Origin of the sequence: Rhizobium sp. 10PS4, assembly GCF_032464805.1 — a bacterium.
In the GTDB taxonomy this organism is placed as follows: domain Bacteria; phylum Pseudomonadota; class Alphaproteobacteria; order Rhizobiales; family Rhizobiaceae; genus Rhizobium; species Rhizobium laguerreae.
On sequence record NZ_JAWDIW010000011.1, the window covers coordinates 254498 to 270218 of the forward strand.

At 59.0% G+C, this 15721-nt stretch carries 12 protein-coding genes and 3 pseudogenes; 4 read left to right on the plus strand and 11 right to left on the minus strand.

Annotated features, from left to right (window positions below; genetic code table 11):
* Positions 1–5 precede the first annotated feature (5 nt).
* Positions 6–2312 (minus strand): bifunctional salicylyl-CoA 5-hydroxylase/oxidoreductase, encoded by a 2307-nt coding sequence (locus tag RWJ89_RS22075; RefSeq protein ID WP_376775294.1) that lies wholly within the window; start codon positions 2310–2312, stop codon positions 6–8.
* Between RWJ89_RS22075 and RWJ89_RS33245 the strand changes: the two are divergent.
* A pseudogene (locus RWJ89_RS33245) lies at positions 2265–2369 on the plus strand (hypothetical protein); the annotation flags it as partial. The gene RWJ89_RS22075 and the pseudogene RWJ89_RS33245 sit on opposite strands and share 48 nt — an antisense overlap.
* Before the next feature lie 218 nt (positions 2370–2587).
* On the opposite strand, the gene RWJ89_RS22080 reads toward RWJ89_RS33245, so the two are convergent.
* From RWJ89_RS22080 to RWJ89_RS22115, 8 genes are all read right to left on the minus strand, one after another.
* Positions 2588–3103, minus strand: coding sequence for a MarR family winged helix-turn-helix transcriptional regulator (locus RWJ89_RS22080; RefSeq protein WP_132613467.1), 516 nt, complete (start codon positions 3101–3103; stop codon positions 2588–2590).
* Positions 3104–3106: 3 nt separating this feature from the next.
* On the minus strand, positions 3107–3790 hold the full coding sequence (locus RWJ89_RS22085) for an ABC transporter ATP-binding protein (protein ID WP_207597941.1): 684 nt from the start codon (positions 3788–3790) through the stop codon (positions 3107–3109).
* Complete coding sequence (locus tag RWJ89_RS22090) at positions 3790–4539, minus strand: ABC transporter ATP-binding protein (RefSeq protein ID WP_316031431.1); 750 nt, start codon at positions 4537–4539, stop codon at positions 3790–3792. Before RWJ89_RS22090 ends, RWJ89_RS22085 begins: the two co-directional genes overlap by 1 nt.
* Positions 4532–5521 carry a branched-chain amino acid ABC transporter permease gene (locus tag RWJ89_RS22095; RefSeq protein WP_316031432.1) on the minus strand — a complete coding sequence of 330 codons (990 nt, stop codon included), beginning with the start codon at positions 5519–5521 and terminating at the stop codon, positions 4532–4534. The genes RWJ89_RS22090 and RWJ89_RS22095 overlap by 8 nt, the downstream gene beginning before the upstream one ends.
* Complete coding sequence (locus tag RWJ89_RS22100; RefSeq protein ID WP_316031433.1) at positions 5514–6437, minus strand: branched-chain amino acid ABC transporter permease; 924 nt, start codon at positions 6435–6437, stop codon at positions 5514–5516. The genes RWJ89_RS22095 and RWJ89_RS22100 overlap by 8 nt, the downstream gene beginning before the upstream one ends.
* A gap of 9 nt (positions 6438–6446) precedes the next feature.
* Positions 6447–7583 carry an ABC transporter substrate-binding protein gene (locus RWJ89_RS22105; protein WP_316031434.1) on the minus strand — a complete coding sequence of 379 codons (1137 nt, stop codon included), beginning with the start codon at positions 7581–7583 and terminating at the stop codon, positions 6447–6449.
* A gap of 143 nt (positions 7584–7726) precedes the next feature.
* Entirely contained in the window at positions 7727–9352 is a 1626-nt protein-coding gene (locus RWJ89_RS22110; protein ID WP_316031435.1) for an AMP-binding protein, read from the minus strand.
* A 62-nt stretch (positions 9353–9414) separates the two neighbouring features.
* On the minus strand, positions 9415–9576 hold the full coding sequence (locus tag RWJ89_RS22115; RefSeq protein WP_222009416.1) for a hypothetical protein: 162 nt from the start codon (positions 9574–9576) through the stop codon (positions 9415–9417).
* 204 nt (positions 9577–9780) lie between these two features.
* Between RWJ89_RS22115 and RWJ89_RS22120 the strand changes: the two genes are divergently transcribed.
* Positions 9781–10725 (plus strand): helix-turn-helix domain-containing protein, encoded by a 945-nt coding sequence (locus RWJ89_RS22120; protein ID WP_316031436.1) that lies wholly within the window; start codon positions 9781–9783, stop codon positions 10723–10725.
* Positions 10726–11217: 492 nt separating this feature from the next.
* Here the strand turns inward: RWJ89_RS22120 and RWJ89_RS22125 are convergent, their stop codons facing one another.
* A complete protein-coding gene (locus RWJ89_RS22125) occupies positions 11218–11436 on the minus strand; it encodes a hypothetical protein (RefSeq protein ID WP_316031437.1) in 219 nt (72 codons plus the stop codon).
* Between the two features lie 341 nt (positions 11437–11777).
* Between RWJ89_RS22125 and RWJ89_RS22130 the strand changes: the two are divergent.
* A pseudogene (locus RWJ89_RS22130) lies at positions 11778–12957 on the plus strand (Fic family protein).
* A 141-nt stretch (positions 12958–13098) separates the two neighbouring features.
* On the opposite strand, the pseudogene RWJ89_RS22135 reads toward RWJ89_RS22130, so the two are convergent.
* Positions 13099–13336, minus strand: a pseudogene (locus RWJ89_RS22135) (hypothetical protein); the annotation flags it as partial.
* Between the two features lie 158 nt (positions 13337–13494).
* Between RWJ89_RS22135 and RWJ89_RS22140 the strand changes: the two are divergent.
* Positions 13495–15456, plus strand: a complete 1962-nt coding sequence (locus RWJ89_RS22140; RefSeq protein WP_168282530.1) for an elongation factor G — start codon at positions 13495–13497, stop codon at positions 15454–15456.
* The last annotated feature ends 265 nt before the right edge of the window (positions 15457–15721 follow it).

Consider the following 15721-nt stretch of genomic DNA (forward strand, 5'->3'; position numbering starts at 1 on the left):
CAGCCTCACTTTGCCGCCGCTGCGCGGTCTAGATTGGCTTCGTACTGCGCTTTCGCAGACATATATTGCTTTGGCCAGGCCATGAATTTCAGGCCGATCTTGGCGGCTTCATGCAAAGCCCAGGAAGGATCGGCGAGATGCGGTCGAGCAACCGCGCACAGGTCAGCACGCCCCGCCGAGATGATGGAGTTGGCGTGATCTGCCTCCGAAATTGCGCCGACTGCAATGGTCGGGATGCCGACTTCGTTGCGGATTTTGTCCGAGAAGGGGGTCTGGAACAGGCGACCGTAAACCGGCTTTTCTGCCTTGGATACCTGGCCCGATGAGCAGTCTATGAGGTCGGCGCCAGCGTCCTTGAACATTCGGGCGAAAATGGCTGCGTCTTCCGGCGTATTGCCGCCTTCCGTCCAGTCGTGGCAGGAAAGACGAACTGAGATCGGCTTGTCCTCAGGCCAGACCTCACGAACGGCAGCAAACACCTCCAGCGGATAGCGCGCCATATTCTCATGACTGCCACCATATTCGTCTTCACGCAGGTTGGTGAGTGGCGACAGGAAGCTTGAGAGCAGATAGCCGTGAGCGCAGTGGAGTTCCAGCCAATCGGCACCGGTTTCAGCCGCACGCTTCGTGGCCGCTGCGAAATCGGCCTTGACTCGATCCATATCGGCACGGTCCATCGCCTTGGGTACGACGCTGTGCTTGAGATATGGCAGGGTAGACGCTGAAAGCAGCGGCCATGCTCCTTCTTCAAGCGGCTGGTCGATACCTTCCCAGGCTAACTTCGTTGCCCCCTTGCGCCCCGCATGGCCAAGCTGGATGCCGACTTTGGCGGCGCTGTTGGCATGGGCGAAATCCACGAACCGTTTCCAGCCGGCAATCTGCTCGTCGTTCCACAGCCCAAGGCAGCCGGGTGTGATGCGGGCGTCAGGTGATACGCAGGTCATTTCGCCAAAGACCAGACCAGCGCCACCCATGGCGCGTGCGCCAAGATGCACCATGTGGAAATCATCCAACAACCCGCCGGTTGCCGAATACATCGCCATTGGCGACACGACGATGCGGTTGGCGAGCGTTGTGCCGCGCAAAGAATAGGGCGTGAACATCGGCGGCAGGCAGCGCTCGTTTTCCGTGACCTGAAGGCCGGATTGTCGGGCAAACCAGTGCTCGTAACCTTCAAGCCAGTCCTTGTCGCGCAGACGCAGATTTTCGTGGCTGATGCGCTGCGAGCGGGTCAGCATGGAATACATGAACTGTTTCGGCGGCAGCGTGTCCGCATAGCGCTCACCGACGACCTCGAACCATTCCATGGCGTTGCGCGCAGCATTCTGGATGCGGGCGACATCGACGCGGCGGATGTCCTCATAGGTCTTGAGAACGTCCGGAACGCTCTCCTTGCCGTGACCGGCCATGTTGAACTGGTTGGCAAGCTCGATTGCATCGTCAATGGCAAGCTTGGTGCCGGAGCCGATGGCAAAATGGGCGGTGTGAGCGGCGTCGCCCATCAGCACGACATGGGAACTGCCATTGAAATGGCTCCATTTGCCGCAGATCAGCCGGGTAAAGTTGAGCCATGCACTGCCACGCATGTGGCGGGCATTGGTCATCAGTTTCGCGCCCTCCAACGTCTCGGCAAACACGTCCTGGCAGAAATCGATGGATTGCTGCTGGTCCATCTGGCCAAGCCCGTGCGCCTGATAGGCGGCTTCGGTCGTCTCGATGATGAAGGTCGAGGTATTCTCGTCGAATTTATAAATATGCGCCTGAAACCAGCCGTGGTCGGTCTTGCGGAAATCGAAGGTAAAGGCGTCGAAGAGCTTATTGGTGCCAAGCCAGATATAACGGTTTGGCCGAACCACCAGATCAGGCTCGAAAATCTCCGCATATTTGTTGCGGATTTTTGAGTTCAAACCGTCAGATACGATCAACAGATCAGCGTCAGGGTATTCCAGATCGCTTTGAACCTCGGTTTCAAAAGCCAGTTCAACGCCCAGCGCTTCGCAACGCGCCTGCAAAATATTGAGCAGTTTCTTGCGACCGATGCCGACGAAGCCGTGGCCTGTCGTGCGCTGGCGTGTGCTTTTGAACAGGACCTCGATATCGTCCCAATGGTTGAACGCCTGCTGAATCTCGTCCGCACTTTCCTTGTCCCAGACCTGCATGGACGCCATCGTCTGGTCTGAAAAGACAACGCCCCAACCGAAGGTATCATAAGGGCGGTTGCGCTCGACCACCGTGACGTGATGCTCAGGATGCAGTTTCTTCATCAACAGGGCAAAATACAGCCCCGCAGGACCTCCGCCAACACAAACGATACGCATTGTCGTTCCCTTCTCGCTAGGGGCATAGCCGCCACAACGAATTTATTTTAAGATTAAAATATTTAGGTCGATGGATTTGTCAACCGGTAAAACGTCAGGGCTGAATTTGCGTGAGCCGACCACGCAGGAATATTATGGAGTTTAATCCTTCGGCTCGAGATCCAGATCAATTCCCAGCACGAAACAGACGGCAAGCTGGAGAACGCAATGGATCGCCTGCAGATCTGCCATCTGTTCCCCCGAGTTCTTCAGAACGGAGTCGTGCCTTACTACTCGAAGGCGCTGCCGGAAAGATGATTACTGGCGGACGCCTTCACGGCGCCGATCTCCAACCATAAGGAAGAGATCATCGCTTCATCGACATCGGCCATAATATCGCGCAGCCAGCCTTCGTGGGCAGCGGCCATGGCAATAAAAAGATCAGTTCCGGCCGGTGTCAGCTTGGCGACAGTCACGCGCCGATCGCCATCCGGCGTAACCCGCTGCACGAAACCATCAGTCTCGAGCCGCTCCACCAGACCGGTGACATTGCCATTGGTGACCATGGTGCGTTTGGAGAGCTCACCCAACCGCAAGCCATCCTTCTCCCGATACAGCTGTGCCATCACGTCGAATTGCGGCAGCGTGGCGCCGAACTCCGAGCGAAGGCGGCGGCGGATTTCGGTGGTAATCAGCTTGGTGGTGGAAAGCATGCGCAGCCATAGACGGGTTTCCGGCTTGTTGCGACCATGCGGGTCGTGGACGATCATTTCCAGATCGGCGCTTGCTACCGCTTCTGCTTCCATTGCCTATACCCCGAGATATCGATCCTGCAGGTCCGGCGTCAGTTCGCCCGGCACCCCAGACCATGCACTGCGGCCATTTTCCAGAATGACGCAGCGATCCGCAACCGGCAAAAGCTCCGATAACGTCTTGTCCACCACTAGGATAGACAATCCATCAGCTTTCAGCAGCTTGATCGCCTTCCAGATGTCCTGGCGGATGACAGGTGCCAGTCCTTCGGTCGCCTCGTCGAGAATAAGCAGGCGCGGGTTGGTCATTAGCGCGCGACCGATTGCCAGCATCTGCTGCTCTCCGCCGGACAATGATTTGGCCATCTGGGCGTGGCGTTCCTGCAGCCGAGGGAAGAGCCCGTTGACACGTTCCAGTGTCCATTTGCCGGGACGGGCAGCAGCGACAAGATTTTCGTAGACCGTCAGGTTCGGAAAACAGCGGCGGCCTTCCGGCACGAGGCCAATGCCGAGCTTGGCCACACGATGCGATGGCAGACGGTCGGTCGATTTATTATCGAAAAAGACACGGCCGGTCTTAGGCGGCATGAGGTTGCAGATCGACTTGATCGTCGTCGATTTTCCCATTCCATTCCGGCCCATCAGAGCGACGACCTCACCCTCGACCATCCGGAACTCGACGCCGAACAGCGCCTGACTGCTACCGTAGTAGGTGGTGATATCCTGAACATCCAGCAGCATCAGGCGTGATCTCCAAGATAGGCGGTGCGCACGGTCGGATCGCGCCGGATCTCTTCCACCGTGCCGGTAGCGATGACCCGGCCATAGACCAGCACCGAGATACGGTCAGCGAGCGCGAAGACAGCATCCATGTCATGCTCGACGAGCAGGATCGGGGCTTCCTGGCGCAGCGTATCGAGGAAACTGGTCAGCGATTTCGAGCCTTCAGGCCCCATGCCCGCCATCGGCTCGTCCAGTAGGAAAGCCTTCGAGCCCAGCGCAAGCGCCATGGCGATTTCCAGCTGTCGACGTTCGCCATGTGAGAGTTCCGCGGACGGAATGCGCGCACGTGCTGTCAGTCCGACACGCTCCAGCATGGCCATGGCCGCATCTATCAACGCCTTGTCCGCCATTACCGGCTTGAAGAAGCGGAAGCTGGAACCCTGCCTGGCCTGGACCGCCAGCATGACATTGCGCAGGGCCGAAAACTCTGGAGCAAGCGACGAGACCTGAAAGGTACGCCCGAGCCCAATGCGGGCACGTTCTGCCACGCCGAGGCCGCTGATATCATGACCGGCGAAGCGGATAGAGCCGCTGTCCTGCCTGAGCGTGCCGCAGATCTGGTGAATCAGTGTCGATTTCCCCGCTCCATTCGGGCCGATCAGCGCGTGAATCTCGCCGGGGCGGAGATCTATCGTGACACCATCAGTCGCTTTCAGCGCGCCGAAATTCTTGACGAGGTTCGAAATTTCGAGGACCGGCTCAACCATGTCTGGCCTTTCCGGCAAGAAGCCCGAGCAGGCCCCCACGGGCAAACAGCACGACGCCGAGCAGGATCAGCCCGAGGAAGAACTGCCAGCGTTCTGTGAGGCCGCCCAGCGCATATTCGAAGATGACGTAAAGTGCGGCACCCGCAAGCGGACCGAACAACCGCCCCGTACCGCCGAGAATGATCAGCACGATCAGTTCCCCGGACATATGCCAGGACAACATGGACGGGCTGACGAAGCGGTTGAGATCGGCAAACAACGCGCCGGCCAGCCCGGTGATCATTGCGGAGATTGCAAAACCCGTCAGACGGATACGGTAGGGATTGATGCCGACCGTTGCGACACGCACTTCGTTCTGCCGCGCCGATTGCAGGGCTGCGCCGAAGCGCGAGGCGCGGATCAGCGCGAACAGCCCGATCACGACCAGCAGTATCACGTAGCAGATCAGGAAATAATTCAGCGGCCGCATCGTCATGATGCCGGGAAATTGATTGCGTACAACGATCGAAAGCCCATCCTCGCCGCCATAGGCAGGCCAGGATATAGCAAAGTAGTAGACCATTTGCGCAAACGCGAGCGTGATCATGATGAAATAGACGCCGGACGTGCGCAGGCTGATAGCACCGATCGCAAGGCCAACCAGACCGGCAACGGCTACTGCGACAATCCAGATGATCCACATCTGGTTGGTACCGGAAAGGCCGAACAGCAGCGGATCGCCGGAGAAGTTGTGGCTCGCCAAGATGCCGGCGGCATAACCGCCGATGCCGAAGAAAGCGGCGTGACCGAAGGAGATCAAGCCCCCGACGCCGAGCGCCAGATTAAGGCCCGTCGCTGCCAGCGCGAGGATTGCGATGCGGGTGGCGAGCGTGATGAAAAAGGGTTGACCAAAGGCATTTGCCGCAATCGGAACGGCGAGCAATATGGCGGTCAGAATGAGGTTTATTAGGTTTTCGCGGTTCAAGATCATCATATCACGCATGCGCCGCCGGAAAGAGGCCGCGCGGCTTCACGGCAAGGATGATCGCCATCACCACGTAGATCAGCATCGAGGCGGCTGCGGCGCCGATCATGCCTGCCTGGGCAGGTGCTACGAACAACGCCATCAGCTTGGGCAGCAGGAAACGGCCCATTGTATCGACCACGCCGACCAATAGAGCACCCAAGAGCGCACCTTTGATCGAACCGATACCGCCGATGACGATGACAACGAAGGCGAGGATCAGGACCGGTTCGCCCATTCCGACCTGCACCGATTGTAGAGCGCCAACCATGGCACCGGCCAGGCCCGCAAGCGCTGCACCAAGAGCGAAGACGACCGTGTAGAGCGTGCGGATATCGACGCCGAGCGCGCCGATCATCTCACGATCGCTCTCTCCGGCGCGGATGCGCATGCCAAGACGGGTCTTTGAGATCAGCATATAGAGACCGAAGGCGACAGCCGCACCGGCTGCGACGATCGCAAGGCGATAGAGCGGATATTGCGCACCCCCCGGCAGGCTGACGGCGCCCTGCAGAAGCGGCGGGATATCGAGATAGAGCGGGAAGGAGCCGAACAGCCAGCGCGTGCCTTCGGAAAATATCAGGATCAGCGCGAATGTGGCCAGCACCTGATCGAGATGATCGCTGTCATACAGCCTGCGGATCACCACTAGCTCGACGATTGCGCCCGCAGCAGCGGCGCAGATAAGGCTGGCGACCAGGCCGATCCAGAATGAACCGGTCCACGCCGCAACGGTGGCGCATGCGAATGCGCCAACCATGTAGAGCGAGCCGTGAGCAAGGTTGATCAACCCCATGACGCCGAAGATCAGCGTCAGCCCGGCAGCCATGAGAAACAACATGACGCCGAGCTGGAGGCCATTGAGCAACTGCTCGAGAGCAAGTGCGAGGGTCATGCGCTGCCCTTAGATCTTGCAGTCTTTGGCGTAGGCATCGCCATGATCGGTGAAGATCTTCTCGACCGTCTCGTTGGTCAGAACGCCATCAAGCTTGACCACTTCCGTCAGGTAGATGTCCTGGATCGGATGCTGATTGGTGTTGAACTTGAACTTTCCGCGCGGCGACTGGATGTCGGCCTTCTTGAGTTCGGCACCGAATGCCTTGGCATCCTTGACGCTTGCCTTGGAGGCAGCCGACAGGATGAGCTGGGCCGCATCATAGCCCCCGACGGCATAGAGCGACGGAAGGCGGTTATATTCCTTCTTGAAGTCGGCCACGAACTTCCTGTTGGCCGGGTTGTCCAGATCCTGGACCCATTGGCCGGACGCCCTTGCGCCGAGAGCGGCATCGCCGATTGCCGGCAGGACGTCCTGACTGAAGGAGAAGCCCGGGCCCATGACCGGTATCTTGACGCCCGACTGGGCGAACTGCTTCATGAACGCGATGCCCATGCCGCCCGGCAGGAAGGTGAAGATGCCATCGGCGCCGGATGCGCGCATCTGGGCGATTTCAGCCGCATAGTCAGTCTGGCCGATCTGAGTGTAGACTTCGGCTGCCAGTTCGCCCTTGTAATAACGCTTGAAGCCGGTCAGTGAATCCTTGCCGGCCGGATAGTTCGGCGCCAGGATGAACATCTTCTTGTAGCCCTTGTTGGCGTATTCGCCCATGGCTTCATGAAGGTTGTCATTCTGGTAGGCAGCGTTGAAATAGAGCGCATTGCAGTTCTTGCCGGCAAGTGCGGCCGGGGCCGCGTTGGTCGAAACGTAGAACTTGCCTTGCGCGACTGCGCCCGGAACGACGGCCATCAGAAGGTTCGACCAGACGATTCCGGTCAGCACGTCGACATTGTCGCTCTGGATCATCTTGTCGGCAATCTGGACAGCCAGTTCAGGTTTCTGCGCATCGTCCTCGGTGACGACGGTGATGTCCTTCTTGCCGGAATTCTTGATCGCCAGCATGAAGCCGTCGCGGGTATCGATGCCGAGACCGGCGCCGCCACCCGAAAGCGTGGTGATCAGGCCGATCTTGAGCGGCTCGGCAAAAGCCAGGCCGGATGTGCCGATGCTCAGCGCCATGGTGGCTGCAGCAAGCATTTTCTTCATGTGACGGACTCCCGTTTGTTGTTGTGTCGTTCCCAGATTCCGGCGGCGGACGAGATTTCCACCGGAGGATTTATTGCCTTCCACATTTGCGTGGAAGTTTCCATCGCACAGGCACGCCTAATTCCGCCCGTTGTGCAGTATGGTTACGCTGGCAAATTCTGCTTCAGCCTGAAGCGCTGGATCTTGCCGGATTCCGTCTTCGGAAGGCCCTCCGTGAAGACGATCGAGCGCGGATATTTGTAAGGGGCGATCACTGTCTTGACGTGATCCTGCAGGATCTTGACCATCAGTTCGCTAGGCTCCGAACCTTTGGTAAGCACCACATGCGCCTCGACGATCGTTCCGCGTGCTTCATCGGATACGCCGATCACGGCGCATTCGAGCACGGCGTCGTGCTTGAGCAGCGCTGCTTCCACCTCCGGGCCTGCTATATTGTAACCAGCCGAGACGATCATGTCGTCAGAACGCGCGGCAAAGTGGAAATAGCCGTCTTCATCCTGGGTAAAGCTGTCGCCTGTCAGGTTCCAGCCGTTGCGGACATATTCCTTCTGGCGATCGTCGGCGAGGTAGCGGCAGCCGATCGGGCCCCTGACAGCCAATCGACCCGCCGTGCCTCGCGGCACTTCGTTCATGTCCTGATCGACGACAATCGCCTCGTAGCCGGTTAGCGGCTTTCCGGTGCAGGCAGGCTTGCTGTCGCCGATGCGGTTAGAGATGAAGATATGTAGCATTTCGGTGGCGCCGATGCCGTCGATGATCGGCTTGCCGGTCTTGCGGACCCATTCCTCGAACACAGGGCCGGGCAGTGTCTCGCCGGCGGAAACCGCAACGCGTAATGACGACAGGTCGGCGCCGGCATCCATCGCCGCCAGCATGGCCCGGTAAGCCGTGGGCGCGGTGAAGCTGATCGTCGCCTTGTAGGTCTCGATGATCTCGATCATCTTCGGCGGGGTCGCCGCCTCAAGAAGCGTCGCAGCCGCGCCGAAACGCAGCGGGAAAATAGCAAGGCCGCCAAGGCCGAAGGTGAAAGCGAGCGGCGGAGAGCCGACGAACACGTCGTCCGGCGTGACATCCAGCACTTCCTTGGCGAATGCATCGGCAATGATCAGCAGATCGCGATGGAAATGCATCGTAGCCTTCGGCACGCCAGTAGAGCCCGACGTGAATCCCAGCAGCGCCACGTCGTCGCGACCGGTCTTGACCGCTTCATAGCGTACCGGCTTGCTGAGGGCGGCGCGATCGAGTTCGGCATCATGGTTGGCGGTGCCATCGAAGCCGACGACGAGCGTCGGATATTTGCTGTCCTTGGCGGCCGCGACCATCTCGTCCATCAGGCGGGTGTCGCAGAGGCACAGCTGGATCTCGGCCTTTTCTATGGTCTTGATCAGCTCTCCGGCGCGCAGCATCGGCATGGTGTTGACGACGATCAGCCCGGCTTTCGTCGCCGCGAGCCAGCAGGCGACCATGGCCGGATTGTTGGCCGAGCGGATCAGCACGCGATTGCCTGGCTTCAGACCGTAATCCTCGGTCAGTGCCAGGGCGATCCGGTTGGTCCAGTCGGTCAATTCCTTATAGGTCCGGCGCCGGCCATTGCCGATCAAGGCGGTATTGTCTCCAAAGCCACGCTCGACCATACGGTCGGTCAATTCAACGCCAGCGTTCAACCACTCCGGATAATCGAAGCCTTCGAGCTTAAATTCCGGCCATTGGTCAGCCGGCGGTAGATTGTCGCGCGCAAACGTATCTTGATGGCCTGTCGGTCCCAGCATTCTCGGTTCCCATTTTTTATCTCGTGGCTTTGTGCCTTTCATCCAGAATTGCACCGCAAAGTTCAGCTTGCAAGAGAGAAATTTGAAGTTTGTAATAATTTTGCAAAATCAGCTTTATTGATGATTTCAAAGGGTGCGGCTGCGCGGGCAGCTTGGTCGTAACGGCCGGACAGGGAACGCAGCCTGGAAGCTATCGCCGAAGGAGTCTCGGCAACGAGAGCCACAATCGTCCCCGTTCTCTTGGTCCCAACCACCCTCCGGATCGCGATCGCGCCGAACCGAGCGAATAGTGCGAACTACTTTAAACCTGAAGTATTGCGCCTAAGCGCGGTTGACAAAGCTTGGCTGCGCCCGCACGATCCCTTTCTGGAAGCGCAAGTCCGTTTGAAGCCCCTGATTGAGCAGCTTTTTGGAAAGGAATTTCTTAGGTGCACCTGGGCACATGGTCGACCATGTCGGCCGGATCCGCAGAACGGTTCGACTACTGGAAAGACATCGTTTGCGATACATTGCTGCATGTCGATGCACATGCGGCGGCCGACGTGTCGCGCTTTTCAGCCGAGTTGAGCCTGAAGAGCCACCTCGCGGGTAACTTTGTCAGGTTCAAGTCGCAGGGACATACCATCGAGCGGTCCCACAAGCTTCTGCATGCCAAGCCGGATGAACGATATCTCGTCAGCTATCAGGTCTCGGGCGTGGCGAGCGTGACCCAGGGCGATCATAGGTTCCAGCTACGGCCGGGGGACGTGGGCATAGTCAGCGCCGCCCGACCGATGAGCCTTCAATTCTCTGACCCTGTGGAACGGATCATCGCGCTGGTTCCCCGCAGCGCCCTGGAAAAGTCATGCCCGTGGCTATCCCCAGGGGTGGCACTTCATTTGCCGGGCGAAAAAATCGCCACCCGCATACTGTCGCATCTGCTGATGGAGCTCTCCACGACCGAAACGGAGATCGGCACCAACGAAGAGCTCGCTCTGGGTCACATCATCTCAGAGTTGGTCGGAGTCCGGCCCAGTCAGGACCCCGGCTCGGTTCGGGACCAACAGCTGCGGTCCCGGGTGTTCGGCTTTCTGACTGCCCATATCGAGGATACCGAACTTGCTCCAGGCATGGTAGCCAACCAGATCGGCATCTCGGAACGGTCCCTGCACTACGTTCTTGCTCGGGCCGGAACCACGTTTCGCACCTTCATAATCGCCGAGCGGCTCGATCGCGCCGCGGAAGCGCTAGGCTCGCCCGCCTGGTCGCACAATTCCGTATCGGACATCGCCTTCAGGCTCGGTTTCCAAGACCTGTCGCACTTCAGCAGCCGCTTCAAAGAGAGATTTGGCGTCCCCCCGAGCAGCTACCGCTTGAGCAAAACCGGACGTTGAGCAGGCTTGCCCACAAGCTCAGCCCCGGTCATAGGTTGTCCGTGCAAGCTTGCGGCTGCTGCGGAATGATGCACGTTCACTAACGGGCTTGAGACGGGACAGCCTAGCGGCGTGCTGTCCCCATGGAGGACGACGCTTGAAAAGTGTTGCTACCCATCGTGACAGTCCCGCTGTAGGCATCGTTCAGAAGCGAACGTAACGTTCTTCAGGCTGGGGCGATTCAGCGCTTGGCAGCCGCAGGACGAGTCTGAGGCAGCCGTGCTGCCGTTTCCAGGGCGACCCGCGAGGCTAGCATGGACAAGCTAGGCAGCACGCCTTCCTGGAGCAAGGTGCCGCGGCGCCGATCCATATAGTCATTAAATCCGGCTGTGACGAATGCGCACGGCACGAAGCACGCGCCGATCTCGCGCGAAATCGTCGCTTCGGGCGCTATCGAATGGTTGATCACATCTGCGCCCATCGAGCGAAAGGCCAGCGCCTCCGCGGGGCTTGTCAGGCGTGCGCCGCAACCAACCCTTGTTCGATGCCATGGACACGGCAGGATGAGGGCCAGAGGCTGCGGGCCATGTCTGCCAAGACGGCGGCGCATTTCGGGCAGACGATCTGTTTACCGGAACAATCGAAACGCTGCCGGCCAGGAAGAAGTGAGTACGGGGTCTGGGTCAACTCGATGATGTCGGCATTGATCACCATATCACCGAATTTCAACATGCGTCACTCCGGAAACTCCGCGCCAGTTTGAGACCTGCACAGCGGCACAGCATATCGGCGAGATGTTTCGCCGGTCGTATTCTTTGGCAAAGACTGCCTGAATTTAAAACTGACCTGCGCTTGTCAGCCAGGACGGCCGTTGGTGCGGCCCGCTCTGCCGGAAAGTTCCATAAATAACGGTTATCCAACTGGAAGCCGAGGATCAGGTCTGCGGGTCGTTTTCTTTCAAGGCGCTCGACTGGGGCGTACCTACGCTTGTTTAAGAGCGCTTACCTTAGCTGCTTCGTTATTTAAGCGAAGGCCCGCTTGCTTAAATAGCCGCTGAAAATCATAATCAGCCCATGTCTGGTTCCGAACTAAATCAGCGGTTCGGCCGCTTTGTCGAAACAGCAGTTGCTGCCGAAACCGTGCGGGCATTCGTACCTCCGCCATTGCCGCCATGCCTGCCATTGATGTGCTTTCACTTCTGGAGCGTCTTAGCTTGGCGGAGCGAGCTCTCGGACGGCTAGATGGTATCACGTGCTTCTCCCTCGTCAGGAGCTCTTTCTTTACATGTACGTAAGGAAGGAAGCTGTTCTTTCTTCACAGATTGAAGGAACACAGTCGACGCTCTCCGATCTTCTGCGTTTTGAGACGGAAGCGCAGGCGGGGCAACCTATCGATGATATCCGCGAAGTTTCGAACTACGTCGACGCTATGATGTATGGTCTGGAGCGACTGGAAGCTCTGCCAATGTCCCTGCGCCTGATCCGTGAAATGCATTCACGATTGCTGCAAAGTGGGCGCGGCGGTACTAACAACCCCGGCGAATTCCGGCGCTCGCAGAATTGGATCGGGGGGACGCGACCTGGCAATGCACTCTTCGTGCCGCCGCCTGTCACGGAGATGGGCACCTGCTTGGATGCGCTCGAACGTTTCATGCATGAAGATCAGTCGCGGCTGCCTGCACTCATCAAGGCCGGCCTTCTGCACGTTCAGTTCGAAACGATCCATCCATTCCTGGATGGCAACGGTCGTATCGGCCGCCTGCTAGTCACGCTCTACCTTTGCATGAATGGGGTTCTGCGTAAGCCGCTACTGTATCTAAGTCTTTACCTGAAGACCCATCGGACGGAATACTATCGACTGCTCCAGGAGGTCCGCGAACACGGCAGTTGGGAAGGTTGGCTCGACTTCTTCCTCACTGGCGTCGCCGACACCGCTAACCAGGCGTTTGACGCCGCCACTCGGATCGTCGAGGTGTTCAAGGAAGACCGCGAGCGCATCACAACTGAAAGCGACCGAGCCGGTTCAGCGCTTCGCATCCATGATCTTTTTCAGCAAAATCCGTTCCTGACGGCAAATCAGCTTGTTCAAAAGACGGGCCTATCGGCCCCTACCGTCAATGCGGCACTCACCGACCTGGAGCGGTTCGGCATAGTTGAGGAGGTGACCGGCCGCAAGCGTGGTCGCGTTTTCAGCTATAGACGGTATCTCGCGATCCTTAGTGAAGGCACCGATCCTCTTCCCGCAGCAGTTTGAAAACCAACTAATTCACCGGTCTGCGGTTCGAGTCCCATCAAGGCGCTCAAGTCGCACGATTCGGATCAACTTTTAATGACCTGTCACTTAGAAAAGCCGGAAAACTCTTGCTCCGCTGGTCCAACGTTTGGGGGCGGTTCACCATCGCCCGTCCCTCGAATTCATGGCCTCGGCGCAGGTGGTGATGTTGCGCACTGACAAATCCTTGCCCAGGAAGGCGATCGGATGCTGCCGCAATGTCAGCCCGGTATGGCTATAGTCCTCGATGAGGTTATGCCCGTCCGTCATCTGCCGAAGTGCGACCTCCGGCTCCTGCTGCTTGGCGATCGCCCGTTCGGCCGCGGCTGCAAAACAATGGCAGTGGTTCGTCGCGCATTGACGTCGATATCGCAATGCGTTCTCAGCCCCTGAATGGATCAGCCTCAAATGCAAGTCCAGGTCAAGCGCTGTGACACGGAACACCTCTGGCGCCTTGCAGCGGTTCAGGGCATCTTATGATGGCTGAAAATTATGTTTATGGCAGTTGGAGGAATGCCGATGCGCTGCTTTACCGTGCTTGGACCCTCGCAGACCGGAAAATCAACCGTCGTGGAAAAGCTCGGCTCCCTGGAGGGAGCGCCGAGAAAATCCAGGTCACCTTATGGATTGAACCTCACAGAATTCACCTTTGGAAACGAGGCGTGGTGTGCGCTGGATGCGCCAGGACCCAACGAAGCGTTGGTGCATGCACAGCACGCGCTTCTTGCCAGCGACGCCTGCATACTGTGCGTTTCATCGGCACCCGAGGAGGCTGTGCTCGCCGCGCCCTATCTGCGGATAGTCGAAGCCTCGGGGACGCCGTGCATCCTCTTCGTCAACCGAATGGACGAACCGAGAGGGCGGCTGAGGGACGTGATCGCCGCGCTTCAAGACTACGCCAACCACACGCTTTTGCTTCGCCAGATCCCGATCCGCGAGGGAGACCGGATCATAGGCAGTTGCGATCTGATTTCGGAACGGGCGTGGCGCTACCGGGAAGGCCAGACTTCGGCGCTGATCGCAATCCCCGAAAGCGCCGCCGAGCGCGAGCACGAAGCGCGCAGCGAGCTCCTGGAACACCTGTCCGAATTCGATGACTGGCTTCTCGAGGAACTGGTCGAAGATCGCGAGCCGCCCAGCGACGCCCTCTATGCCATTTCATCGCGGGTTCTCAGGGAAAACAGGATTATTCCGGTCCTGATCGGTGCCGCAAGTCACGGCAACGGCATGATGAGGCTGATGAAGGCGCTGCGCCACGAGGCGCCGCCGGTAGGGGTTCTTCGACAGCGCCTGGCTCGTGCGGGCAATGTCGATGAAAACAAGCTGACCGCCGTGAGCTTCCATGCCTATCATCGTCAGAATATCGGCAAGACGGTGCTGGTGCGTGCGTTTGGTGAGGGACTGCGGCAAGGCGCATTACTGGGCGGCTCCAGCCTCGGCGCCGTGCAGGATCCCGCAAACGGACGGTCCAGCTCGGCGATCGTGCCTGCACCGGGGGATGTCTTCGCGACAGTCAAGTCCGACCACTTGCCCGTCCCGTCGCTGTTGACATCACACGCGCCGGTCGCCTCGCCCGAATGGACCGAGCCACCTACGCCGATGCTTGAAAGGATCCTGGTCCCGGGCAGCGAACGCGATGAAAACAAGCTCTCCGAAACGCTGGCAAAACTTTCCGAGGCGGATCGCGGTCTTGTCGTTTTGCAGGAGGAAGGCACGGGCGCCCAGCTCATCCGCGCCCAGGGCCCGGTACATCTGCGCGATCTCTGCCGAACCCTGTCCGACGTCTTCCACATCGACGTAACCGATCGAATGCCCAGCCCGATCTACCGCGAGACAATCGCGAAGCCGTCCGAGGTTCACTACCGGCATCGCAAACAGACCGGCGGTGCCGGGCAATTCGCGGATGTGAAGCTGAGCATTCGCCCCAACGAGCGCGGCCGGGGCTTCACCTTTAGCGAAACCGTCAAGGGTGGCGTCGTTCCGCGCAACTACATCCCTGCCGTCGAAGCAGGCGCGCGCGAAGCGATGGAGAAAGGGCCGCTCGGCTTCCAGGTCATCGATGTCGGCGTAACGCTGTTCGATGGTCAGTACCATGCCGTCGACAGTTCGGAACACGCCTTCAGGACTGCGTCGAAAATGGGAGTGCGACAGGCGCTTTCCGAAGGGTCGGCCGTTTTAATGCAACCGGTCTTCCGCAGCGAAATTCACATTCCGTCGATCTATTCCGGCAGCCTCGTCCAGATCGTCTCCGTTCTCAAGGGTCAGGTTCTCGGCTTCGACCGGGATGAAACCGCTAAGGGATGGGACATCTTCCGCGCACTTATTCCGGGCGGCGCACTTGACGATCTGGCGCGGGCGCTGCGCTCGGCGACGCAGGGCATTGGTTACTTTTCCAAGACTTTCGATCACTTCGAGGAGCTATACGGCAAGGAAGCGGACGCCATCGTGAGGGCACACGAGGAACCAGGCGTCGCACACTGAAACGTTCGCGCCACTTCATGCTCGTTCGCAGAGCCGGGCTCACGGCCGCCCTTACGTGCCTGGAACGTTTGCAGTTGTAGTAGCACAGGCCCGCGGTTGGGGCTTGCTTCGGGGATGAGCGAGGTCGATAGTGCCGAGATCACAACGGCGGTGGCCGACAGTTCGGACTGTCTATATCCAGTGACCACCGGCGTCTCTCGCGAAGATCGCCCGCAAGTACCCGGATATCCCCCGGTCCATTCCCCCTGAAGCGCTAAGGCCTCCC